The sequence below is a fragment of the Mucilaginibacter sp. BGA-UO-ETr-C110 genome (assembly GCF_059567985.1).
Genome location: NZ_JCAQPB010000002.1, coordinates 733,307 through 757,466 on the forward strand (window position 1 = coordinate 733,307; position 24,160 = coordinate 757,466).

General features: G+C 43.1%; 20 protein-coding genes. 13 read left to right on the plus strand and 7 right to left on the minus strand.

The window, feature by feature from the left end:
• Positions 1-4: 4 nt before the first annotated feature.
• Positions 5-1,321, minus strand: a complete 1,317-nt coding sequence (locus AC57BQ_RS04560; RefSeq protein ID WP_496405136.1) for a sensor histidine kinase — start codon at positions 1,319-1,321, stop codon at positions 5-7.
• A 181-nt stretch (positions 1,322-1,502) separates the two neighbouring features.
• On the opposite strand from AC57BQ_RS04560, the gene clpB reads away from it, so the two are divergent.
• Positions 1,503-4,124 carry an ATP-dependent chaperone ClpB gene (gene clpB, locus AC57BQ_RS04565; RefSeq protein WP_496405137.1) on the plus strand — a complete coding sequence of 874 codons (2,622 nt, stop codon included), beginning with the start codon at positions 1,503-1,505 and terminating at the stop codon, positions 4,122-4,124.
• A 55-nt stretch (positions 4,125-4,179) separates the two neighbouring features.
• Here the strand turns inward: clpB and AC57BQ_RS04570 are convergent, their stop codons facing one another.
• Both AC57BQ_RS04570 and AC57BQ_RS04575 read right to left on the minus strand, forming a co-directional pair.
• Positions 4,180-4,368 (minus strand): hypothetical protein, encoded by a 189-nt coding sequence (locus tag AC57BQ_RS04570; RefSeq protein ID WP_496405138.1) that lies wholly within the window; start codon positions 4,366-4,368, stop codon positions 4,180-4,182.
• Between the two features lie 88 nt (positions 4,369-4,456).
• Entirely contained in the window at positions 4,457-4,855 is a 399-nt protein-coding gene (locus AC57BQ_RS04575; RefSeq protein ID WP_496405139.1) for a hypothetical protein, read from the minus strand.
• Between the two features lie 199 nt (positions 4,856-5,054).
• Between AC57BQ_RS04575 and AC57BQ_RS04580 the strand changes: the two genes are divergently transcribed.
• A complete protein-coding gene (locus tag AC57BQ_RS04580; RefSeq protein ID WP_496405140.1) occupies positions 5,055-6,668 on the plus strand; it encodes a hypothetical protein in 1,614 nt (537 codons plus the stop codon).
• Positions 6,669-6,848: 180 nt separating this feature from the next.
• A complete protein-coding gene (locus AC57BQ_RS04585) occupies positions 6,849-7,196 on the plus strand; it encodes a phosphoribosylpyrophosphate synthetase (protein WP_496405141.1) in 348 nt (115 codons plus the stop codon).
• Positions 7,197-7,373: 177 nt separating this feature from the next.
• Here AC57BQ_RS04585 and AC57BQ_RS04590 read toward each other — a convergent pair whose 3' ends face one another.
• Positions 7,374-7,931, minus strand: coding sequence for a HEAT-like fold family protein (locus AC57BQ_RS04590; RefSeq protein WP_496405142.1), 558 nt, complete (start codon positions 7,929-7,931; stop codon positions 7,374-7,376).
• 93 nt (positions 7,932-8,024) lie between these two features.
• On the opposite strand from AC57BQ_RS04590, the gene AC57BQ_RS04595 reads away from it, so the two are divergent.
• The 4 genes from AC57BQ_RS04595 (at position 8,025) to guaB (ending at position 13,654) form a co-directional block, all read left to right on the plus strand.
• Positions 8,025-9,236: a hypothetical protein gene (locus AC57BQ_RS04595; RefSeq protein WP_496405143.1), complete on the plus strand. Its 1,212-nt coding sequence runs from the start codon at positions 8,025-8,027 to the stop codon at positions 9,234-9,236.
• A gap of 123 nt (positions 9,237-9,359) precedes the next feature.
• Positions 9,360-10,616 (plus strand): M16 family metallopeptidase, encoded by a 1,257-nt coding sequence (locus tag AC57BQ_RS04600; protein ID WP_496405144.1) that lies wholly within the window; start codon positions 9,360-9,362, stop codon positions 10,614-10,616.
• Positions 10,617-10,649: 33 nt separating this feature from the next.
• Positions 10,650-11,927 carry a M16 family metallopeptidase gene (locus AC57BQ_RS04605; RefSeq protein WP_496405145.1) on the plus strand — a complete coding sequence of 426 codons (1,278 nt, stop codon included), beginning with the start codon at positions 10,650-10,652 and terminating at the stop codon, positions 11,925-11,927.
• A 254-nt stretch (positions 11,928-12,181) separates the two neighbouring features.
• On the plus strand, positions 12,182-13,654 hold the full coding sequence (gene guaB, locus AC57BQ_RS04610; RefSeq protein WP_496405146.1) for an IMP dehydrogenase: 1,473 nt from the start codon (positions 12,182-12,184) through the stop codon (positions 13,652-13,654).
• Positions 13,655-13,744: 90 nt separating this feature from the next.
• On the opposite strand, the gene AC57BQ_RS04615 is transcribed toward guaB, so the two are convergent.
• Entirely contained in the window at positions 13,745-14,521 is a 777-nt protein-coding gene (locus tag AC57BQ_RS04615; protein ID WP_496405147.1) for a hypothetical protein, read from the minus strand.
• Positions 14,522-14,652: 131 nt separating this feature from the next.
• On the opposite strand from AC57BQ_RS04615, the gene AC57BQ_RS04620 reads away from it, so the two are divergent.
• Positions 14,653-15,237: an LOG family protein gene (locus AC57BQ_RS04620; protein ID WP_496405148.1), complete on the plus strand. Its 585-nt coding sequence runs from the start codon at positions 14,653-14,655 to the stop codon at positions 15,235-15,237.
• Between the two features lie 82 nt (positions 15,238-15,319).
• Here AC57BQ_RS04620 and AC57BQ_RS04625 read toward each other — a convergent pair whose 3' ends face one another.
• Entirely contained in the window at positions 15,320-15,637 is a 318-nt protein-coding gene (locus AC57BQ_RS04625; RefSeq protein WP_496405149.1) for a cupin domain-containing protein, read from the minus strand.
• Positions 15,638-15,670: 33 nt separating this feature from the next.
• Positions 15,671-16,441, minus strand: a complete 771-nt coding sequence (locus AC57BQ_RS04630) for a C1 family peptidase (protein WP_496405150.1) — start codon at positions 16,439-16,441, stop codon at positions 15,671-15,673.
• Positions 16,442-16,670: 229 nt separating this feature from the next.
• Here AC57BQ_RS04630 and AC57BQ_RS04635 point away from each other — a divergent pair, with 229 nt between their 5' ends.
• The 5 genes from AC57BQ_RS04635 (at position 16,671) to AC57BQ_RS04655 (ending at position 24,014) form a co-directional block, all read left to right on the plus strand.
• Positions 16,671-18,299 (plus strand): acyl-CoA carboxylase subunit beta, encoded by a 1,629-nt coding sequence (locus tag AC57BQ_RS04635; RefSeq protein ID WP_496405151.1) that lies wholly within the window; start codon positions 16,671-16,673, stop codon positions 18,297-18,299.
• Between the two features lie 182 nt (positions 18,300-18,481).
• Positions 18,482-19,654, plus strand: a complete 1,173-nt coding sequence (locus AC57BQ_RS04640) for a dipeptidase (RefSeq protein ID WP_496405152.1) — start codon at positions 18,482-18,484, stop codon at positions 19,652-19,654.
• Positions 19,655-19,729: 75 nt separating this feature from the next.
• Positions 19,730-20,686: a thioredoxin-disulfide reductase gene (gene trxB, locus AC57BQ_RS04645; RefSeq protein WP_090471758.1), complete on the plus strand. Its 957-nt coding sequence runs from the start codon at positions 19,730-19,732 to the stop codon at positions 20,684-20,686.
• Between the two features lie 216 nt (positions 20,687-20,902).
• On the plus strand, positions 20,903-23,221 hold the full coding sequence (locus AC57BQ_RS04650; protein ID WP_496405153.1) for a family 20 glycosylhydrolase: 2,319 nt from the start codon (positions 20,903-20,905) through the stop codon (positions 23,219-23,221).
• A 16-nt stretch (positions 23,222-23,237) separates the two neighbouring features.
• The gene (locus AC57BQ_RS04655) at positions 23,238-24,014 is read left to right on the plus strand and encodes a hypothetical protein (protein ID WP_496405154.1); all 777 of its coding nucleotides are present in this window, start codon (positions 23,238-23,240) and stop codon (positions 24,012-24,014) included.
• Positions 24,015-24,160 lie beyond the last annotated feature (146 nt).

Below are 24,160 nucleotides of genomic sequence, written 5' to 3' on the forward strand. Positions count from 1 at the left end.
TGTCTTATCCCAGCCAGGCAAAAGGTAGTTTTATATAAAAAACTGTACCACGGCCTACAATGCTTTCTACATCGATGATGCCGTTGTGTTTTTCAATAATCTGGTGTACAATACTTAAGCCCAGGCCGGTTGATTCTTCGCCTCTGAGGCCGGTTCTTCTTGCCTTTGAAAAACGGGTAAATATGTCTGGAAGCATGTCGGCTGGTATACCAAGACCATAGTCTTGTACTTCAATAACCAGTTGTTCGTCCTTTTTATTCAACCTGACATCTACGCGACTGTTATCTTTTGAAAATTTGATCGCGTTACTGATCAGGTTATCAATGGCACGGTGTAGTTTTTCCTTATTTACTTTGGCAAAAGCCGGGTTAATGTGGCTGGTAAATATCACATCTGCTTTAAGGTCCTGTTGTATCTCCCAGTCGTTCACAATGCCTTTTAGTAACTGGTTCAGCTCCGTTCTTTCCATTTCAAAAACGTCGCCGGTGTCATTACGTGCGGCTTCCAGCAAATCATCAATAATGGTTCGGGCTTTCACGCAGGATGCTTTCATCATATTCAGGTTCTCCTGCATCTCGTCGTTTAGTTCATGATCCATTTCCATGATCATGGCCAATGATTCTACCGCCGCGATCGGGTTGCGCAGGTCATGTGCCACCATGCCTAATACTTGATTCTTAAATTCGCCCGCTTTTTCTATCTCTACATTTTTTTCCCTGATCTCGATCACCTGCTGATAATAATTAACCTTGTAGGAGAAAAAGTACCGGGAGGTAAGATAAAAGGCAGAAAGCAGAATAGCCGAAATTAACTGGTTATACACCATTTGAGTAGAGCTGGTTTGGCTGTAGAACAAAAGGGCGGTGAACAGTATTTCGATAGTGATGATCAATATGATGGTTTCGTAGTACTCAAAAACGTATATAGCGCTTATCAAGCTTAGTGCAATGAGGTAAAGTGTTAAAGCATTGCTGGGATCGGATGTGGCAATAAAGCTGGAATACATACCACAGGATATGATGTATATCGAAAATAAAAATACCAGGAGTGCCATACCGGCAGTCGCTTTTTTATGGCTTTTGAAATTTGCAATAAACAAATTGCTAAAGATCAGGAAAATGGGGGTGATGATAATAAACACCCAATTACTCAAACTAAATTCCGGGAAGTTTTGAGCGCGGGTAAGGCTCACCGGGAAAACAAAATACAATATCCTTATAATAACATTCAACAGCAAGAATATCATACTCCCGGCCCTTATAGCCACCAGGTTTTGATAGGTATAGTAATCCCGGTATGATGCCTTATATTTTGCTGGCAAGCTATTAAAAAAGAAATGACTATTCAATTGTATCGCATATAAGGTTGTTGGGCAAAAATATCAAAATTTAATAAGAAATTTTTCAAATAATAACAAGCCAAAATGTCGTTTAAGTTTATATTTACCTGACTTTTTTTCACTTAACGTTAAGTGGCAAGCGTTTTGATTAACACTCATCAATATGAACTTTAACAACTTTACAATAAAAGCCCAGGAAGCTGTACAAAAGGCTTCGGAAATTGCCGCTGGAAATCAACAGCAGGCAATTGAACCCGCACACCTGTTAAAAGGCTTGTTGCTGGTTGATGAAAATGTTATAACCTATTTATTAAAAAAATTAAACGTAAACCTTAACCGGTTGAATGAAACGCTCGATGCGCAGATCAGCTCGTACCCCAAGGTTAGCGGAAGCAATATTTATCTGTCATCAGATGCCAATTCGGCCCTGCAAAAAGCACAAGGCTATTTAAAGGAATTTAAAGACGAATTTGTATCGGTTGAACATATCCTATTGGGTATACTGGCAGCAGGTGGTACCATCAGTTCGCTGTTAAAAGACCTCGGTGTAAATGAAAAAGACCTTAAAAAAGCCATTGTAAGTTTACGTGGCGACAGTAAGGTAACCGATCAGAATGCCGAAGCTACCTATAACGCTTTAAATAAATATGCCCGTAACCTGAATGAATATGCAGGATCGGGCAAGCTGGATCCTGTTATCGGCAGGGATGAGGAGATTCGCAGGGTGATCCAGATCCTGTCTCGCCGTACCAAAAATAACCCGATACTGGTGGGTGAGCCCGGTGTAGGTAAAACTGCCATAGCCGAGGGTATTGCTTTCAGGATCATTAAAGGTGATGTGCCTGAGAGCCTGAAAACCAAGGTGGTTTATTCGCTGGATATGGGTGCCCTCATAGCCGGTGCCAAATACAAAGGCGAATTTGAAGAGCGTCTGAAAGCCGTGATCAAAGAAGTTACCCAAAGTGATGGCGAGATCATCCTATTTATTGATGAGATCCATACATTGGTAGGTGCAGGTGGTGGCGAAGGTGCTATGGATGCGGCCAATATATTAAAGCCCGCATTAGCCCGTGGCGAACTTCGGTCAATAGGTGCTACTACGCTTAATGAGTATCAAAAATACCTGGAAAAAGATAAGGCCCTGGAACGCCGTTTCCAAAAGGTAATGGTTGAAGAACCGGATACTGCCGATGCCATATCTATTTTACGTGGTTTGAAGGAACGTTACGAAACCCACCATAAGGTGCGGATTAAAGACGAGGCCATTATAGCCGCGGTTGAAATGTCGCAAAGATATATTTCCGACAGGTTTTTACCCGATAAAGCTATCGACCTGATGGACGAAGCTGCTTCTAAACTGCGTTTGGAAATGGATTCGGTACCTGAAGTGGTTGATGAGCTGGAACGCCGCATCATGCAGCTGGAAATTGAACGTGAGGCTATCAAGCGTGAAAAAGACGACCGTAAGGTGACTGATTTAAGCGAAGAGATTGCTAATCTATCTGCCCAGCGCGATTCCTTACGTGCCAAATGGAAAGGTGAAAAAGACCTGGTTGATGGCATCAATCAAAAGGTGGAACTGATTGAAAACTATAAGCTGGAAGCCGAACAAGCCGAACGCGCCGGTGATTATGGCAAAGTAGCTGAATTACGCTACGGAACCATTGTACAGGCCCAGGCCGAAGTGGAAAAACTAAAGGCCGCGCTGCTGGAAAATCAAAGCGATAGCCGCATGCTGAAAGAGGAGGTTACTGCCGATGACATTGCCGGTGTGGTTTCCCGCTGGACAGGTATACCTGTTTCTAAAATGATACAGAGTGAGCGCGAAAAGCTGCTGCACCTGGAAGAAGAACTGCACAAACGTGTGGCCGGGCAGGAAGAAGCTATTGAAGCTATCAGTGATGCCATACGCCGTAGTCGTGCTGGTTTACAGGATAAACGCAGACCTATTGGTTCATTTATATTCTTAGGTACAACCGGTGTAGGTAAAACCGAATTGGCCAAAGCCCTGGCAGAATATCTGTTCAACGACGAGGCTGCCTTAATCCGTATAGATATGAGCGAATACCAGGAACGCCATGCGGTATCCAGGCTGATCGGAGCGCCTCCGGGCTATGTGGGCTATGATGAAGGTGGTCAGTTGACTGAGGCTGTGCGCCGCAAGCCATATAGTGTGGTGTTGCTGGATGAAATTGAAAAAGCCCATCCGGATGTGTTTAACATCTTGTTGCAGGTGTTGGATGATGGCCGCTTGACCGATAATAAAGGTCGTGTGGTAAACTTTAAGAATACCATCATCATCATGACTTCTAACATTGGCTCAAACATCATACAGGAAAACTTCCAGACCCTGGAGGATGATAATCGTGAAGAGTTGATAGCCAAAACCAAGAACGAGTTGTTCACGTTGCTGCGTGCTACTATCCGTCCGGAGTTTTTGAACCGTATTGATGAGATCATTATGTTCACTCCGCTTAGTCGCGATGAGATCCATGACATTGTGAAACTGCAGTTTAACCAGGTAAAACAAACCCTGGCCGAAATGGGTATTAGCATGGAAGCTACAGACGAGGCATTGGACTGGCTGGCCCAGTTAGGTTACGATCCGCAGTTTGGCGCCCGCCCATTAAAACGTGTTATTCAGAAAAAGATACTGAACGAGCTATCAAAACAGATCCTGGCCGGCACGGTTGATAAGGACAGTACCATCAAAGTAGATATGTTTGATAACAATTTTGTGTTTTTAAACACGCCAAAAACTACCGATGAACCTGTAAAACAATAAAATAATAATTCCATTATATAGCAAAGAGCCACCCAAATGGGTGGCTCTTTGCGTATTAAGGTTTTTCCTCGTCATCTTCCTTGCTCTTTTCTTCAGCCATTTCTATTAAGGTTTCGTTGTCGATAATTCTGTCCCTGTTTTTTGATTGGGTTGGGCCCGCTCCGGTAATAGCTATACCGGTTACGGCCAATAATAAAAATAAGACCAGGCAAAAAAGCCTGATTATTTTTTTTAGCTTTTTCATGCCGGTAGCAATGTGAGCCCGATATGCTTTTGAGCATAGCTAAGCCATGTAATAAAATTTATATATGGGTTTTTGATAAACAGGCAGATTAGCCTATTTGGGAAAACGTGGTGTTATTATACTGATCGGCTCTGTGATACAGGTGATCGATAGGGTATGCGAAGTAATGTTTAGTAGATAAAAATAAGTGCACTAAATATTGATAGCGGATTAACGTGAGATCGTTATAAATAATAATTCTATGACCGGTATGTTTTTTACTTGCTGCGTATGATGAGGTATTAGTATAAAAAGCTAATGCTGCTCTTTTATAACTGATTCCGCCTTTTGAAACGAAATTTTTATCAGTAAATAGTTCGGTATCCGAAACGCGGTTACCGCTGGTACCGCTATGACTCACATAACCTGATAGCGCAAAAAAGCCAAGCAGGAAGGTAAATGCCAGGAGGTATTTCTTAAAAGAAGCCTTTATGTTGTTATCAAGCACATGTAAATATAGCTAAATGGTTGCTATGTCTAATGATTTGTGAATGAGTATTTTTTTTATTTAGATGTCTTTTGTTTGTATTCTTGATATTATTTAATAATATGTTAATATTGTGTAAACGTTTGAGTATAAACTTTTATAGAAGTTTACCGCACAATTATTTAGTACCGACACATATACAAACTTACCGAAAATCACTATGCTTAAATTTACCCAACCCGGGCTATTGTTCATAGCCTCTGCCCTTACCGGAATGCTGGTAATGGGTTGTCAGAAAAACAGTGCTCCAAAAGGTCAAACTCCTGATGCCGCCGCCTCAATCAACACAAACATCAAAACTCAGGCAGTATCACTTACACAGGGTTTCGAAGTTGGATCAACCAGTCCTAAAACAGCTTATGATGTATCACCCACCGGCTCAAGCAGCGGCGACAACGTTACCCTGTCTGGCAGTTCATGGAATATGTTTGACGCGCTGATAGGTAACCTGGCCGCAGATCAAAAAGCAGGCTCATGGAGCGCCCGTATACGTAATACCGGCAAAATTACCATGTTATTTGACGTAACTACCGGCATAAGCACAGTTACCATTAAATCTGCAACTTATAACGGTGATACCGCAAGTCAATGGGGTTTATTTTATTCTGTTGATGGTGGTACTACCTGGGCCCAATCTGGTTCGAACATAACAACCGGCGCAACACTGGTCCTACAAACATTTACCATTACAGTAACCGGCAATGCCCGTTTAGAGATCCGTAAACTAACCGGTGGCAGCAACCGTATCAATATCGACGATATCACTATTAATGATAACGGTGGTGGTACAACCCCTCCGCCTGTGGTTGTTACAGGTAAAAAATATCTGTTTGATGCCAGTCACCTGGAAAACGCAGGTAGCGCCGATTGGCAGATCGATGCCGATGGGACTGAAAGTGTGCCAATTTATACTGGCGGCACAACTACAGAAACCAAAGCACAACGTATCCCAACCCCATCATATACAGGTATCACCTCCAGCACCCCAGAAACTTATTGGAAAGGCGGCATATCATCATGGGCTGTTTCCTTAGTGAAATTAGGCGAACTGGTTGAAACTTTACCTGTAGGCACAGCTATTACTTATGGTAACGCATCAAATCCACAGGATTTAAGTAACTATGATGTATTTGTAGTAGTTGAGCCAAACCGTTTGTTTACTGCTGCCGAAAAAACAGCGCTGATGAACTTTGTTTCAAACGGTGGCGGTTTATTTATGATTGCCGACCATACTGCTGCTACCACAGCCGGAACTGATGCCAATGGTTATAATCCATCTGACAGGGATGGCGATGGTTACGATTCACCACGTGTTTGGAATGACCTGATGACCAATAACGGTATCAACAACAACAATCCTTTTGGCTTCAATATCAATTATGTTGATATCAGCGAAGGCCCATCAACCAATGTTTATACCGGTACAAATGCCAATGCGCAAAAAGTATTGACTGGTGCAACCGGTACAGCTTCCAAACTGGCCTTTTATAATGGTTCAACAGCAACTTTGACACCAACAAATAATTCAAGTGTTCAAGGTTTGTTCTGGCGTAATTCAGCTACAAACGGTGGCAACAGTAATGTAATGGCTTTATTAGCTACTTACGGAAGCGGTCGTATTGTATGGATCGGAGATAGCTCACCTGCTGATGATGGTACAGGAGATACCGGCGATAGCCTGTTTAACGGCTGGTCTGGCGATTCACCTTCGGGCTTTACCTCACATCCGGCTTTACACCTTAACGCGTCGTTATGGTTAGCTAAGGCTATATAAATGTTTCCGGAGCCCTCGTGAATGGGGGATAGGATGCATCCTGAAACTTACGAAGTTTTTAAAACTTCGTAAGTTTTTTGTTTTAAGCCCACCTTATTCAAACAAGGCTCGTGTTTGGTGGTTGTACATAATAAGCAGCTAAACACTGCATCCTGTAATACTAAACAAAACATCACCACCATGAGAAGTTACGAAACCTTAGTGGATGCCACTAACGACCTCCTGAAAAGAGGATATACCGCCAACCTGAGTCTGGATGGTGACACTATAGATGATAATGCACAAAATATACACATGAGGGCCGACGACTTTGAAATTGATGAGTTTTACCGGTTTGAAGGAGCCAGTAATCCCGATGATATGTCGATAATTTATGCCGTATCATCGCCTAAATATAACCTTAAAGGGGTACTGATCAATGCCTACGGAACCTACGCGGATAATAGCGAATCGGCAATTGCTGCAAAACTGCATCATCATCAGGTGAGCCACAATTTGCACGGGGAAGACAGGCCGACTTCGGATTAGTTTTATGTGCGAATATGCAAAAAGATGGTTTACACATTATATGATGGTTTTGTTGTTAATTAATTGATTATAAGATATATAAAACAATGTTAGCCATGAAAAGTGTAAACCATGTAAACCCACTTTTAACAAAATGGTACGCCTGTTTGGGGACAATGCTTAGACCCCAACTGCACATTATTTTTGAATTAGCTTCAACGTAGTTTTTGCTGCCGATCTCATACCGGCGCTCTTGTCGCACAGGAATATCTTGAGCTGGCCCTCTAATTCTTCGGCGATCCAATCATAGCGGTCCTTCAAATTAAAAAGCGCTTTACCGGCAAAGGCTTTTACAGCTACCTTAACTTTTGGATCTATCATCCAGTCAAAAAGTTGTTCAACTACCGGCTCCAGGTCAATAGTTTGTAGTTTTAACCTGACAGGGGCTGGTGACGTGGTGTCGGTCATATGCATCATCAGTTTAGTGTAATGCCGCATACAACTCGGATTGCTGACCCCCTTAAACCGGGACGCAAAGTATTCCAGATCATTAAGATAGTGTTCCGGGTCTTTCAAATACATGTTCTCTAATATCCATACTGCACGGAAGCCGATCACCTTATCCTGATGAAAAGTAATGTCGATCAGATCGCGTAAAGCGAAATGCTGTTCCTCTAAAATACGGGTTAGTTTCAATACTTTGGTTTTGCCCAGCGTATGCGATAATTCGTCGGTAAGTTGTTGGTTGGTAAGCATGTGATATCAAATTTAAGGATTTTTGTTGCGCCTGATAATGTTTTATTGGTCTGAAAATTGCTTTGTTTTTTCAGACTACCTAAAACATATATCATGAAACCATGCCTGTCATTATTGATTTGTTTGTTGTTTTCAATTAGTCTTTTTGGCCAGGCATCCATTGCACCTATTCCCGGATGGAAAATGGATCTAAGCAATGGTCGTTATCGTTTTACTCCACCCGATGCCATCGGAACTTACGGGTTTAGATATGAGATATTTCCACCGGTAAATAATAAAGAAGGCGATCTGACGGAATGGCTTAAAATGGCTACACTACAGGATCTGCGGGCATCCGGATATTCTGATCCTATACCCGGCGAACCTCGTGATGCAAAAAATATTCAAACGTTAACCACTTATTCTGTTATTGTTCAGGATGCATCAAAGAAAAAAATGGCGGCGATGTATTTTGCTTATTCCAGGCCCGATCATTCCATCCGGTACGGGAAGATCATGCGTTTGCGGGAATATGCTGGTAATTACATCAATATTGCCGCCACTCATTTTGTGTCGTTATTAAAACAAGAGTCGGTACAAAATCAAAATAGCAACAGTACAACCGCTGCTGTACCTCCTCAACAAAAAACAAGCGTTACAGAATCAATACCACTAACCGGAGGTAAGGGGTTATCATCCGCAGATATCCGCGGCATAGTATTACATAGCGAGAGTAGCTATGGTGTTGGGGGCATGCTGGTACTTATATACAAACCATATATTTTGCTGAATAATGGCAGTCTTTATGAACACCCAGAAATTAGTCCGAACGATTTAAATGTTGCGCAATCGCGGCAATCAGAACCCGAGAAATGGGGCAGCTGGAAGCTGAACGGAAAAACACTTACTATTGTTCATGGCAGCAAAAGTGGGGCGATTGGTAAACCAAATGAGTGGACAGGCGGTTGGACCTGGGCTACTTCTGCCAAAAAGAATGAAAAACTAACGGGTACCTATGGCAGTATTTCAGGAGGTGGCAATACCGCTATTGGTGGTGGATCGATCACCGTGTCTTCCAAATATATTACGTTTAACAACAAAGGGCAGTTTACCTATGAAAGCGTAGGTGGAGGTAGTTATAATGATGCCAGCGGGGGCGTATCGGCATATTCCTCAAAAAATACAGCCGGTACGTATTTGCTTGACGGCTATTCTATTGAATTGCGTTTTAACAACGGAAAGCTAATACGCCAGTGTTTTTATTTTTACAGTGATGATCACGAAGTGTTTGGTATTGGCAATCATCCATACACCATTTCTAAATAAATTAGTTGATCAAGTATTGATTTGTAAGGTTGTTTTTAAGCTTTTTGCAATTTATACCTTATAATTACATACAGCCAAAACTAAAAATTATACCTTTACCCGTTTTTAAATTAAAATTACTACATGGTTAAATTCAACCGTTTCACACTGGATAATGGTCTTCGGGTTATTGTTCACGAAGATAATACTACACCTATGGCGGTGCTTAACATTCTGTATGATGTGGGCGCCCGCGACGAAAACCCCGAGCAAACCGGTTTTGCGCATCTGTTTGAACACCTGATGTTTGGTGGATCGGTAAATATACCCAGCTATGACGAACCCCTGCAAAGGGTAGGAGGCGAAAACAATGCCTTTACCAGCAACGATATCACCAACTATTATATCACGCTTCCTTCGGCTAATATTGAGACCGCTTTTTGGCTGGAGAGCGACAGGATGCTAAGCCTTGCCTTTAGCGAAAAAAGCCTGGAAGTACAGCGTAACGTAGTAATAGAGGAGTTTAAACAGCGTTATCTGAACCAGCCTTATGGCGATGTATGGTTAAAACTGCGCCCGCTGGCTTACAAACATCACCCTTACCGTTGGGCCACTATCGGTAAAACCATTAAACATATTGAAGATGCACGTATTGAAGATGTAAAAGCCTTCTTTAAAAAGCATTATACTCCGCAAAATGCCATTATGGTGGTTGGTGGCGATGTTACTACGGAGCAGGTAAAGCAACTGGCCGAAAAATGGTTTGCACCTATCCCAGCCGGCGAAAAGTATCATCGTAACTTGCCGCAGGAGCCTGATCAACATGAGGAACGCCGTGAAACGGTTACCGCTAAAGTTCCGTTGAACGATGTTTACATCAGTTTTCAGATGGGTGGCAGACTGGATGACGACTTTTATGCAACAGAGTTGTTGTCTGATGTGCTTTCGCGCGGTAACTCATCACGTTTATACCGCAGTTTGGTTCAGGACAGGCAGATTTTCAGCGAAGTACACGCTTATATAACCAGCAGTCTGGATAAAGGCATGTTTATACTGGAAGGTAAACCACTCGAACATATCAGCATTGAACAAGCGGAAGCCGCCTTGTGGGAAGAACTGGAAAAAGTTAAGGATGAAGAGATCCCTGCGGATGAGTTAACCAAGGTGCAAAACAAGACCGAATCGACCATGGTCTTCTCGGAAATGTCACTGCTTGACAAAGCCATGAACCTGGCTTCATTTGAATTGCTGGGCGATGCCGAAATGCTTAATCAGGAAACATCCAAATACCTGGCAGTAACTGCTGCACAGATAAAAGATATGGCAACTAAGATCTTCAGGAAAGATAACTCATCAACCCTTGTTTATTTAGCCGAAAAAACTGAATCGGCATTAGCTTAAATAAATTCTGATTCAGACAAAAAAATAAAAAACATGATCGACAGAAAATTAGCCCCGGATTTTAAGGCTATTGAAAATATAAACCTCATAAAACCTGAACATAAAAAGCTGGATAACGGCTGCAATGTTTATTGTTTTAACTCGGGCGACCAGGAACTGGTACGGATTGAATGGGTATTTAACAACCTGCGTTTTGACGAGGCTAAGCCTTTGCTCAACATGGCTGTAAATACCATGCTTACTGAAGGAACGACAACGCTTTCGGCCTCTGAAATTGCCGATAAGGTTGATTTTTACGGCGCCTTTTTACAAGTTGATTACGGGTATGAGAATTCGCTGGTTACACTGTACAGCTTAAATAAACATTTACACCATACGCTGCCGGTTATCCTGGATATTCTTACAAATTCTGAATTCCCGGAAAAAGAGCTGGAGACATTTAAGCGTAATCAGCAACAAAAGTTACAGGTAAGTCTTCAAAAAAATGATGTGGTTGCCCGTCGCGATTTTAATAAAGCCATTTACGGATCGACGATCTATGGCCTGGGTGCAAGCTTTGATAACTATAAAAGCCTGCAGCGTGAAGATCTGCTGGCGCATTTTAAACAGATGTACCAGCCTGCAAATTGTACTTTAATAATTGCGGGTAAAATTGAACCGGATACTTTAACACTGATCAAAGAAACTTTTGATAAAAGCTGGACAAATGGTCCTGTAGCCGCGGATACGTCACAACCGGAGCTTAAGCCAGCCGCTGAGCTGTTTTATTTAACCGAAAAGCCGGATGCCCTGCAGTCGGCTATCAGGATAGGCTTACCGGTAGTTAACCGTAACCATCCGGATTTTCAACCTTTGCAGGTGTTGAACACGGTTTTAGGTGGTTATTTTGGTTCACGCCTTATGGCCAATATCCGCGAAGATAAAGGTTATACCTATGGCATTGGTTCTGGCTTGAACTCGTTTAAACAGGGTGGAGCTTTCTTTATTGCTACCGAGGTTGGTGCCGATGTATGCAAAGCGGCAATTGGTGAAATTGAAAAAGAGCTCGAATTGCTTAAAACCGAATTGGTACCCGAAGAGGAATTATCGCTGGTGCGCAACTTTATGCTGGGATCTTTACTGGGTAGCCTGGAGAATGTGTTTTCACATGCCGATAAATTCAAAAGCATCTATTTTGCCGGTTTAGATTATGATTACTACGAGAGGTACGCCACAACAGTAAAAACAACAACCTCCGTTGAATTGCGCAACCTGGCTAATAAATACCTCAACTTCGATCAGTTTTATAAGGTAATTGTAGGTAAGTATTAGGATTTGATCCTCGGTCCGAAACTCATGTCATTGCGAGCGAAGCGTGGCAATCGCGAATTATGCAAGTCACCCTGTATAGCATGCGATTGCCACGCTTCGCTCGCAATGACATTTTTATTATAGCGCCAAATCAGATTTATCATACAAAGGCAATTTTATACCTGCTTTTAAATAAATCCTAAATCAAACATCCGAAATCCGAAATATTTATTACCTTTGCCCGGCAAATAATAACTCCAAAATAATTATTTGCTATGCAGTTAGACCCATCAAAATTTGTTGCCGAAGGATTAACTTACGACGACGTTTTACTACTCCCGGCTTATTCAGAAGTTTTACCGCGCGAAGTTAACACCAGTACTTTTTTAACAAAAAACATCCGGTTAAACATTCCCATTATCTCGGCAGCTATGGACACCGTTACCGAATCTGGTTTGGCTATTGCCATAGCCCAGGCCGGTGGTATAGGCATATTGCACAAAAACATGACCATACAGGCCCAGGCCGACGAGGTACGCAAAGTTAAACGTTCAGAAAGCGGAATGATACAAGATCCCGTAACGCTACTGGAAGATGCCTTGCTTGCTGATGCTTTCCAGATCATGAGAGAGTTTAGCATTGGCGGTATCCCGGTAATTGATGCAGATCATAAACTGAAAGGGATCATTACCAACCGCGACCTGCGTTTCCAGAAAGATATGTCAGTGCCGGTAAGTGAGGTAATGACCAAAACAGGTTTGATCATTGCTCCAGAAGGCACTACACTAACCGAAGCCGCAGCTATTTTACAAGGTAATAAAATTGAAAAACTACCTGTGATAAACAAAGATGGTAAGCTGGTAGGCCTGATCACTTATAAAGATATTCAAAAAGTAAAAAACTTCCCTAATGCCTGTAAAGACGAATTTGGTCGTTTACGTGTGGGTGCCGCTGTTGGAGTTGCTGCGGATAACATTGACCGTGTAACCGCGTTGGTTAACGCCGGTGTGGATGTGGTTACGGTTGATACCGCCCACGGTCATTCAAAGGGAGTTATTGAAATGGTTAAGGCGGTTAAAAAATTATACCCTAATTTGCAGGTTATAGCCGGTAACATAGCAACCGGCGATGCTGCCCTTGCCCTGGCCGATGCTGGCGCCGACGCTGTAAAAGTAGGTATTGGTCCGGGTTCTATATGTACTACCCGTATTATTGCCGGGGTGGGTGTACCACAGCTTTACGCGGTATATGAATGTGCCAAAGCATTAGAAGGTCGTGGTATACCGGTAATTGCCGATGGGGGTATCAAACAAACCGGTGATATTGTTAAGGCTATCGCGGCCGGTGCAAGTTCTATTATGGCAGGCTCGCTGTTTGCCGGGGTGGAAGAATCACCAGGCGAAACAATTATATACGAAGGCCGCAAATTTAAATCATACCGTGGTATGGGTTCTGTAGAAGCCATGGCTAAAGGCTCAAAAGACCGTTATTTTCAGGATGAGACCGATGTAGTTACCAAACTGGTTCCCGAAGGTATTGTAGGTCGCGTACCATTTAAAGGTAACATGGCCGAAGTAATATTCCAGTACATTGGTGGTTTACGAGCCGGTATGCACTACTGTGGTGCCGCCAACATCGAGGATCTGCAAAGAGCCAAATTTGTACGCATCACCGCAGCAGGTATGCGCGAAAGCCATCCGCATGATATTACGATAACTAAAGAAGCTCCTAACTATACCAGCAGATAATTCTTAGTTTAAAAACTGCATAATATAACAGTCTGTAAAATACGTTGAGATTATTCTTACGTATTTTACAGACTGTTTTGTTTTACAGCATTACTGGCCGGTTATAGGTGATGACTTTGAAATTAAGCTGTTGGCGGTGATGATCTTTAATGCCTGGTCATCATTGAAACCTACTTTAATAAGTGCATCAAAATAGTCTTTATTTAATTTGGCTATTTCGGCTATTTTACCGGGTTGCTTAAAATAGGCAAGTTGAGCGTCAAGTACTGATTTTGCCATAGATGCGTACATTGGGCCCATAGAACTCATGGCATTTTGCATTTCATTGGAGTTTCCATAAAATAATCCTGTAGTGGCTGTGTCTCTTTGTATTGGCGGTGGAGGCATTAATACCACATCGGTTACTTTTATTTTTGTTCCTGGAGGAAATGATTTTGTAAGGCTTACATTATAAAAATTAAAAAAAGTAATGCCATCGTTTCTGATACCTGGTCTTTCAATGATATCAATGGAGTTTGCATTTGCAGGTATTTTTTTAAAATAAACTTTGAATACAAGCTTATCACCTTTTTTACTAAAAGTATGTTTGGCTGGTACCATAGCTATGTTTTCTGATTTTACATAATTATAATGCTCATTATTTACATCGGTTTGGATGAATATTTCTTTATTGAGTTGGGCCCATGTGTTGTCGCCGTTGGCCGTATACTCAAAGCTGACAGTCGTAAATTGTTTATCGGTTTCAATTTTGGTTATCCTGCTGTTCCAGTCATCGCTGCCTCCTAACTGTGGATTTTCAATATTTTGCGTAAAGCCAGGTAAGCTGGCCATCAGCAGGAAAGCTGATAAGATTAAGAATTTTCTCATTGTGAATAATTTAGGATATGATTTTTATAAGTATAAAAATAAGCCTTAAATGTAAAGCTGACAAATAAAAAACAAGTAATAATTAATCATTCCATAAGCTTCAATATAAATTGGCCTGATATATTTGTGGGATGAAAGCTATCTGCGTATTCTGTGGTGCCAATTTCAATGGCGACCCGGTATTGAAACAAGCGGTTGAACAACTGGCCGAACTCATGGTAACCCGCAATATTACCCTGGTATATGGTGGCGGTAAAGTAGGGATAATGGGCCTGCTGGCCGATAGTGTCCTGACACGCGGTGGTAAAGCCATTGGTATTATTCCCCAGTTTCTGATGGATAAAGAGGTTGGGCACACCGGCTTAACCGAGTTGCATATTGTTGAAAATATGCACCAGCGTAAACAAATGATGAATGATCTTTGTGACGCCATCATCACCTTACCCGGTGGGATAGGTACCCTTGAAGAGTTTTTTGAGGTGCTTACCTGGCTGCAGCTGGGCCTGCATAAACACCCGATAGGCCTATTGAATGTAAGCGGTTTCTACGATTTCCTGCTTAAACAACTGGATGTAATGGTTGAACAAAAATTCATGAAGCCCGCCAACCGCGAGCTGGTGATAACTTCTGGCGATCCTATAGAGTTGATTAACCTCATGGATGGTTTTAACGTTACACCTGATGAGGTTTGGTTTAAGGATAGGAATCTTACGTAAGTCTGAAGTCTTTAGTCGGGAGTCTTAAGTCTGGTAAGGTCGATTGCCCAGACTTAGGACTACAAACTCAGAACTTAAGGCTTTATTCCCCACCTTCCCGGCCGTAAAAAATAACCCAAGTGGCGAAGTCATCGGTGAAATTTTCAAAACGGTGCTCAATGCCGGCCTTCACAAACAATACATCACCCTGTTGAAAATTGGTGCGTACACCATCATTCAAAAATTCCCCATATCCACTGATGATCACGTACAATTCATCCTGTAGGTGCGGTGTTTGCGGATCGATATTTACAGGCCGGTATATCTCAACCGACATGCTGCCATGCTCAATAACTTTAACAAATAAATTTTCGGGCTTGTTGCTTAAATGCTGCAACGCTTTAATGACCGAGGATTTCATTATAATTAGGGATTAAAACGTACAACCTGAAGCTTATGCTACCTGACTAATGGTCCAAAAATCGTCGGCCAGATCGGTACTGGTGATATAATCATAAGGCATATAAAAATAACCCTTCAATCCCCAGCTATTGCCCCAACTGTTACGTACAATAAAGGCCTTCTTTTGATCATCATAGCCCACGGCCATTACCGCATGTCCGCCTATTACACTTTCTGTTTTGGAAGGCATAGGTAAAACACCGCTTTTTGCTACAGCATCACCCTCAAAGCTTTGGTAAGCTGTAAAGCCAAATACAAAAGGATTGCCACCGGCAAGGCACGTTTTTAACTCATTTATAGCCGTATTGTTTAAACGGGTGTATTGCAATGCCTTGTTTTTCAAAGCCTTTGTGTATAACGATTTGGTAGGTTTTTTAGCAAATTTACTAACAGCGTATGGCCAAAGAGTTTCGTCGCAAACGCCTGAGGTAGCAACAGATTTTACACCATCACGTAATTGCGCTCCGCTGTCTTCTTTTACGTGGCCCTCTAAAACGCGTTCGTTATAATAAATAAACAGGCGTGATGGATTAAATACCGGCAGCTTTTGTTTCATGAGTTCAAACTGAAAAGCGCCTGCTATAGCATTGGCCGTACAAGAACCCAGATTCCCCTGGTCATAAACTGGTGGGCACTGTGCGCGGAGATCGACCAGTGGAGGAGCGGGTTGAGCTAAAGCCTCATGGCGTACAACTGCATATTGAAAGTCGCGGTGATCGGGCAGGTCGGGTAACCAGCCGTAGTGTTTGGTTTGTTGTATCATATCCGGGATGAATAATTATGCAATAAAGGTATAGTGTTTGATGCTCATTCACATGCGTGTTTTTACGTTATCTGATGCGTGCTGATACCCGAATGTTTGAACAAGATAAATAGTTGATTAGCAATGTCAAAAGATTTGTTACGCTATAATGTGCAAAACAAAACAGCAATTCATTAGCTTTTGATCCTTTAATTTTTCCTAATTTACATTTTCCTATTATAAACCAATTATGGATATCGCATTCAATATCAATGAGGATATAAACAAACAGCTTGTTTATGAGCTGAATACCAGGCTCAAAAAAATACATGAAGGCGGGGGCGAAAAGGCCGCAGCCAAACAAAAAGAAAAGGGAAAAATGTTGGCCCGTGAACGTGTGGCCTATCTGATTGATGACGACAAGCCCTGGTTGGAGATGGGGGCCTTTACCGCCGACGGTATGTATGCCGAACATGGCGGTTGCCCATCAGGTGGTGTGGTGTGTGGCATTGGCTATGTATCGGGACGGCAGTGTGTGATAGTTGCTAATGATGCCACAGTAAAAGCAGGTGCCTGGTTTCCGATAACCGCTAAGAAAAATCTGCGTGCGCAAGAGATATCCATGGAGAATCGTTTACCGATCATTTACCTGGTTGACTCCGCCGGCGTTTACCTGCCTATGCAGGACGAGATATTTCCGGATAAAGAACATTTTGGGCGCATCTTTCGGAATAACGCCATCATGAGCAGCATGGGCATCATCCAGATCTCGGCCATTATGGGCTCCTGCGTAGCTGGCGGAGCCTATTTACCTATCATGAGCGACGAGGCCATGATTGTGGAAGGTACCGGATCCGTTTTCTTGGCGGGATCATACCTTGTAAAATCGGCTATTGGTGAGGATGTGGATAATGAAACACTCGGTGGCGCAACAACCCACTGCGAAATATCAGGAGTTACGGATTATAAGCAGCCAAACGACAAAGCTTGCCTCGATTCTATCCGCAATATTATGAGTATGGTGGGCGATTACAACAAAGCTGGTTTCGATCGTATTAAACCTGTTGCACCCAAATTAAACGAGAAGGATATTTACGGCATCCTACCTGATAACCGCGAAAAAGCCTATGACATGCGCGAGATCATTTTGCGTTTGCTTGATGATTCGGCTTTTGAGGAGTACAAGGAAGGCTATGGTCAATCCATTATTTGCGGTCTGGGCCGTATAGACGGTTGGGCGGTTGGTATAGTGGCTAATCAGCGTAAGGTGATCAAATCAAAAAAAGGAGAGATGCAGTTTGGCGGTGTTATTTATTCCGACTCGGCCGATAAAGCAACCCGCTTTATCATGAACTGTAACCAAAAAAAGATTCCCCTGGTGTTTTTGCAGGATGTTACCGGCTTTATGGTAGGCAGTCGCTCAGAACAAGGAGGCATCATAAAAGATGGCGCCAAAATGGTGAACGCCGTAGCCAATTCGGTAGTGCCTAAATTTACTATTGTAATAGGTAATTCCTACGGAGCGGGTAATTACGCTATGTGTGGTAAGGCCTATGACCCCAGGTTGATATATGCCTGGCCCTCGGCTAAAATCGCGGTAATGGGTGGGGGACAGGCTGCTAAAACCTTATTGCAAATACAGGCAGCCGGCCTAAAAGCCCGGGGCGAGGTGGTTGATGAGGTAAAAGAAGCCGAGTTGCTGAAACAAATAACCGATAGATATAACAGCCAAACAACCCCATATTACGCCGCTGCAAGGCTTTGGGTTGATGGTATTATCGATCCGCTGGAAACCCGCAAGGTGATATCCATGGGTATCGAGGCCGCCAATCACGCACCTATTGAAAAAGCGTTTAATGTAGGAGTGATACAGACGTAAGTAAGCTGTGCAATTTTCAATATGTCATTGCGAGCGGAGCGTGGCAATCTCCTCATGTGTTATTGATGAGAATAGCTACGAGATTGCTTCGTCGTTCCTCCTCGCAATGACATAGTATTATCGGGCATCTATTACATTCTGCACCAATTATAAAATCACCAGCCAAAACCCTATCTTGAAACATGAAAAAACTGCTGCTCCCTTTACTGCTTATTTCATTAAGACTTTCGGCACAAAATGCGCAACAAATACATGAAAGAGCTATTCTGATAGATACGCACAATGATATATTATCAACCCAACTGATCACTAAAAACGATCTGGCTAAACGACAAAGTACGGGTAATTTCGACCTGGTACGGGCTAAAGAGGGTGGGTTAGATGCGCAGATATTCTCGATCTGGTGCGGTGAAAAGTATGGCAAAGGCACAGCTTTTGCACAGGCTAACCAGGAGATAGACTCATTGTACGCGCTTATTAAGCGCAATCCTGATAAAATAACCCTGGTGCGTAATAGCGCCGAGCTGAAAAAAGCGGTGGATCAGAAAAAACTGGCTGCCCTGATAGGTGTAGAAGGCGGGCATATGATCGAAGACCGGATGGATTATATTGATAGCCTGGCTAAACGCGGGATGCGTTACTTAACCCTCACCTGGAACAACAGTACTTCCTGGGCCACATCGGCGCGTGACGAGGTAACCAAGAAAGATAGTCTGCCGCATTTGGGCCTGACAGATTATGGCAAACAGATCGTACACCATTTGAATGAGCTCGGGGTAATGGTTGACATATCCCATGTAGGTGAACGCACTTTTTATGATGTGCTGGCTACGACCAATAAACCGGTTATCGCATCGCATAGTTGCGTTTATAATATCGACCCGAACAGACGTAACTTAAAAGATGATCAGCTTAAAGCCCTGGCAAAAAACGGGGGAGTAGTATGCGTGAATTTTTACAGTGGTTTTGTGGATAGCGCTTACACACCAAAAGTAACTGCTTTTTATTTGAAACATAAAACCGAGATCGATTCGCTGAGTAAAGTATATAATGATTACGACCTGGGATTTATAAAGGCAAGCTCCCTGCACCAGGTCGAGGCTGATAAACTACGGCCGCCTTTAAGCATGCTGATACAACACATTGATTATATAGTTAAGCTGATTGGTATTGATCATGTAGGTATAGGCTCAGATTTTGACGGCTCCGAATCATTTCCGCTGGGTATGGATAGCGTGGCCGATTACCCCAAAGTAACCGCAGCACTGCTTAAACTCAATTATAGTGAAAAGGATATCGATAAAATACTGGGTGGTAATGTCATGCGGGTATTGAAGGCTAACACAGGTAAATGATGGCACAGTATTGACCATTCGCCTCTTGTCTGATAAACAGATAAATCGTAAATTCGCATACATTTTTTTATAACAATGTCTCAAGAAACTGAACACATCAAATGCCTTATCATAGGCTCAGGACCGGCTGGTTATACCGCCGCTATATACGCTTCAAGGGCCGATCTTAAACCCGTTATGTATACTGGTTTACTGGCCGGCGGGCAGCTTACCCAAACTACCGAGGTAGAGAATTTTCCCGGATATCCTGAAGGCATCATGGGCCCCGAAATGATGGAAGACCTGCGTAAACAGGCCGAACGCCTGGGTACCGAGATCCGTTTTGGTTATGCCAGCTCTGTTGATTTTTCGAGCCTGCCGCATAAAGTGGTTATTGACGAAAACAAAACTATTACTGCCGATACGGTGATCATCGCTACCGGTGCTTCAGCTAAATGGCTGGGTTTGGAATCTGAACAAAAATATAGTGGCTTTGGCGTTTCAGCCTGTGCCGTTTGCGATGGTTTCTTTTTCAAAGGGCAGGATGTGGCCATTGTTGGTGCCGGTGATACCGCTGCCGAAGAAGCTACTTACCTGGCTAAACTGACCCGCAAGGTTTATATGATCGTTCGCCGCGATGAGTTCCGTGCATCAAAAGCCATGGTACACCGCGTGTTGAATACACCTAATATCGAGATCCTTTACAATACCGAAACCAAAGAGATTCTTGGCGATGGGCAAAGCGTAACCGGTGTAAGAGTTACTAATAACCAAACCAATGTTGATACCGATCTGGATGTTACCGGATTCTTTGTAGCTATAGGTCATCATCCTAATACCGATATTTTTAAAGGCTGGTTAAATATGGATGAGACTGGTTATATCCTTACCCGCCCGGGATCAACAGAAACTAATGTTGAAGGCGTGTTTTGCTGTGGCGATGCCCAGGATCATATCTACCGCCAGGCGGTTACCGCCGCGGGTACAGGTTGTATGGCAGCCATTGATGCCGAACGTTACCTGGCAGCTAAAGAACATGTAGTGACCGCGTAATAGCCCCACCCAACCCTCCCCTGAAGGGAGAGGGCTTTAAAAAAATATATTAAACGCCAACTGTTTCCAGTTGGCGTTTTTGTTTTAATTAGAATTTCCGGAAAGCTCCCCCTTCAGGGGGCTGGGGGGGGCTAACACATTTTTTACATGCCAAACTTCTTATATTTTTTTAAAAACATCTATATTCACCATTCAGTACCAACCTGATTAATAAATATGTATAAAAAAGCATCCCTAATGCTGTTTGCCGTGCTTGCAGTATGTACATCTGTTGTCAACGCTCAGGATACCGACCCAAACCTGGGTATTATTCCGGCCCCTGTATCATTAAAAAAGGCTCCCGGTGAGTTTGTGCTAAGCCAGGGAACGGTTATCCGGGCCGATTCTCCTTCGAATAAAGCCGTTGTGTTTTTTAAAGATTATCTGGAAAACAACTTAAGCTTTCATAAAGTTGTTTTGGCAAAAACCATGGAAAAAATCCGTAGGGATGCAAACACCACTGTTGTCTTAACAGCCAATGGTACAGAAAATTTGCCTGCCGAAGGTTATCGCCTTACTATCACACCACAGCAAATCACCGTTGCCGGCAAAGGTTCCGGGCTTTTTTATGGGGTGCAAACGCTGTTACAATTGATGCCCTTGGAGAGGAGCGCTACGGCCAAGTTCCCATGTGTGGAGATAGAAGATTATCCCCGTTTTGGTTATCGTGGGGCGATGCTGGATGTTGGTCGTCATTTTTTCTCAGTAGAGCTGGTTAAAAAATACATTGATCTGTTGGCTGCTTATAAACTGAATACCTTTCACTGGCACCTGACCGAAGACCAGGGCTGGCGTATCGAAATAAAAAAATATCCAAAGCTTACCCAGATCAGCAGCCAGCGGGCACAAACCTTAATTGGCGGTTACCGCGACCGTACCCCGCAGCAATTTGATGGTACGCCATATGGTGGTTTTTATACCCAGGATCAGATCCGTGATGTGGTGAAATATGCAGCGGACAGGTATATCAACGTTGTTCCCGAAATTGAGATGCCAGGCCACTCATCGGCGGCTTTGGCTGCTTACCCAGAATTAGGCTGCGATCCCGGAACGCCTGTTAAAGTAGCCGAAACCTGGGGCGTGTTCCCGGATATCTACTGTCCATCTGATAAAACATTCAGTTTTCTGGAGGACGTTTTAACCGAAGTAATGGCGCTTTTCCCAAGTAAATATATCCACATAGGCGGTGATGAAGCACCAAAAGATGCCTGGAAAAAATCGGCCTTTTGTCAGGACCTTATTAAAAAATTAAACCTGAAGGATGAACATGGCCTGCAAAGCTATTTTATCCAAAGGATAGAGAAATTCCTGAACTCTAAAGGACGGAGCATCATCGGTTGGGACGAGATACTGGAAGGTGGCCTTGCACCCAATGCCACGGTAATGAGCTGGAGAGGTGAAGAAGGTGGTATTGCAGCGGCCCAGCAAAAACATAACGTGATCATGACCCCCGGAAGCGGTGGTTTATACATTGATCATGGCCAGGGCAAACCAAGCCAGGAACCGCTAAGCATAGGTGGTAACGAGCCTTTGTCAAAAATATACAGCTATAACCCAACTCCAGCTGTTTTAACAGCGGAGGAGCAAAAATATATTGAGGGGGTACAAGCCAATCTTTGGACCGAGTACGTACCAACCGATGCTAAGGTAGAATATATGCTGCTGCCGCGATTGATGGCCTTGTCAGAAGTGGCCTGGTCGCCATTGGCCAATAAGAACTTTAAGGATTTTTCGGAAACGCGCTTACCGGGTCATTTAGCCTGGCTGGATAAAAATAATATCAATTACCGTGTGCCGGTGGCCATTGGCGCTAAGGATACGGTGATGATAGGTACGCAGTTAAACGCTACTTTAAAACCATCGGTTGATGGGGCAAAAATATACTATACCATTGATGGTTATACCCCACGTGAAACCGATCTGATCTATACCATCCCGGTGAACCTATCTGTTCCGCTAGATCAGTATCGTGAACTACAAACCATCGTGATCACCCCATCGGGTAAAAGGAGCGTGGTGACACGTACTGTGGTATATAATAAAGCACCCATAGCACCCGTTAATTATACAGGATCAACACGAGGCGTAAAATACCAGTTATTTCCGGGTACTTATACGGCTACCAGCCAGTTAACAAATTTGCTGGCTGCCGACAGCGGCGCTGTGAAAACTTTCAGCACTATTGATTTCCGGAAAAGTAAAGGTAAATATGGCATTATCTATTCGGGTTATCTGAATATTGATGCCGATGGCAATTACGGGTTTTCCACCCTTTCGGGTAACGGATCGGTGTTACTGATCGATGGTCAGCCGGTGGTTGATAATGATGGTAAACATGCGGTTACCGAACAGGCGGGCGCAGTACCCTTATTAAAAGGCTATCACAAGGTTACTCTAAAATATGTAGATGCTGGCGGGCCAAGTAACCTAAAAGTATTCATCAACGCGCCGGGCAAACAAAAAGCTGAATTAACAGCCGATACTTTATATAATTAATATCCTGCAAAATAAAATGACCAACAGATTTTATCTTTTCGCGTTATTAATAGGTACTGTAATTGCCGGTTGCGGCGGTAACGAAAAAAAACCTGCAACCACTACATCGGTAGCTAAAAAGCCGGAACTGATACCACCTTTCAGGTTTCATAAACTGATAGAGGTATCGCCCGGGCAAAGCTATGATATATTGAGCTGGGGACGTGGTTCCTTAGACGCGGGATCGTTCATGATCCTGCATTCAGACTCATCAGCTATAAAATATACCACCACCACAGGCGATCTGGATGGTGCCATAGTGGATGTATACAATGCTGATATGGATCTGGATGGTAATCCGGAGATATTGATCCAGGCCAAATCAAAAGATACCACCAATTACGCCAGTATTTATGCTTTTGAGTTTAGCAACAACAAAGCCAATAAGCTCGATTTTCCCAGACTGAATAATTCGCAACGTAAAGGGTACCGGGGTAATGACAATTTTTACATTCGCGATGGTAAACTGATGCGAGAATTTCCGATTTACAACGGCAGCGGAAAAGAGGCTAAACCTACAGGCGCCAAACGTCAGTTGGAGTATGGTTTAAGAAGTAATGAGTTCACTGTAAAACAGCTCAGTAAGGATTCGACCGATGTTGCTGATAAAAAGGGGGCCGTAGCAGCTACTACACCTGTTAAGCAGAACACGGAAAAGAAAACTACCACCACAAAGAAATCTGAAAAGAAAAGTAAGTCGTCTTCATCAAAATCAAAGAAAAAGAAGAAACACAGAAGACATAGCGATGAATAAAAAATAGCGGCATCATTTGATGCCGCTATTTTTGTTTACGCTTAGATGTCATTGCGAGCGAAGCATGGCAATCTCCTCGCGTTCTCATGGATAGGAATAGCTACGAGATTATTAATGTTGCGTTTGTTTTTCAAGGTATTAATGAG

Coding starts and splice junctions, on each gene's coding strand:
- clpB (WP_496405137.1), top strand. CDS start 1,503: ATGAACTTTAACAACTTTACAATAAAAGCCCAGGAAGCTGTACAAAAG.
- AC57BQ_RS04570 (WP_496405138.1), bottom strand. CDS start 4,368: ATGAAAAAGCTAAAAAAAATAATCAGGCTTTTTTGCCTGGTCTTATTT.
- AC57BQ_RS04580 (WP_496405140.1), top strand. CDS start 5,055: ATGCTTAAATTTACCCAACCCGGGCTATTGTTCATAGCCTCTGCCCTT.
- AC57BQ_RS04585 (WP_496405141.1), top strand. CDS start 6,849: ATGAGAAGTTACGAAACCTTAGTGGATGCCACTAACGACCTCCTGAAA.
- AC57BQ_RS04590 (WP_496405142.1), bottom strand. CDS start 7,931: ATGCTTACCAACCAACAACTTACCGACGAATTATCGCATACGCTGGGC.
- AC57BQ_RS04595 (WP_496405143.1), top strand. CDS start 8,025: ATGAAACCATGCCTGTCATTATTGATTTGTTTGTTGTTTTCAATTAGT.
- AC57BQ_RS04600 (WP_496405144.1), top strand. CDS start 9,360: ATGGTTAAATTCAACCGTTTCACACTGGATAATGGTCTTCGGGTTATT.
- AC57BQ_RS04605 (WP_496405145.1), top strand. CDS start 10,650: ATGATCGACAGAAAATTAGCCCCGGATTTTAAGGCTATTGAAAATATA.
- guaB (WP_496405146.1), top strand. CDS start 12,182: ATGCAGTTAGACCCATCAAAATTTGTTGCCGAAGGATTAACTTACGAC.
- AC57BQ_RS04615 (WP_496405147.1), bottom strand. CDS start 14,521: ATGAGAAAATTCTTAATCTTATCAGCTTTCCTGCTGATGGCCAGCTTA.
- AC57BQ_RS04620 (WP_496405148.1), top strand. CDS start 14,653: ATGAAAGCTATCTGCGTATTCTGTGGTGCCAATTTCAATGGCGACCCG.
- AC57BQ_RS04625 (WP_496405149.1), bottom strand. CDS start 15,637: ATGAAATCCTCGGTCATTAAAGCGTTGCAGCATTTAAGCAACAAGCCC.
- AC57BQ_RS04630 (WP_496405150.1), bottom strand. CDS start 16,441: ATGATACAACAAACCAAACACTACGGCTGGTTACCCGACCTGCCCGAT.
- AC57BQ_RS04635 (WP_496405151.1), top strand. CDS start 16,671: ATGGATATCGCATTCAATATCAATGAGGATATAAACAAACAGCTTGTT.
- AC57BQ_RS04640 (WP_496405152.1), top strand. CDS start 18,482: ATGAAAAAACTGCTGCTCCCTTTACTGCTTATTTCATTAAGACTTTCG.
- trxB (WP_090471758.1), top strand. CDS start 19,730: ATGTCTCAAGAAACTGAACACATCAAATGCCTTATCATAGGCTCAGGA.
- AC57BQ_RS04650 (WP_496405153.1), top strand. CDS start 20,903: ATGTATAAAAAAGCATCCCTAATGCTGTTTGCCGTGCTTGCAGTATGT.
- AC57BQ_RS04655 (WP_496405154.1), top strand. CDS start 23,238: ATGACCAACAGATTTTATCTTTTCGCGTTATTAATAGGTACTGTAATT.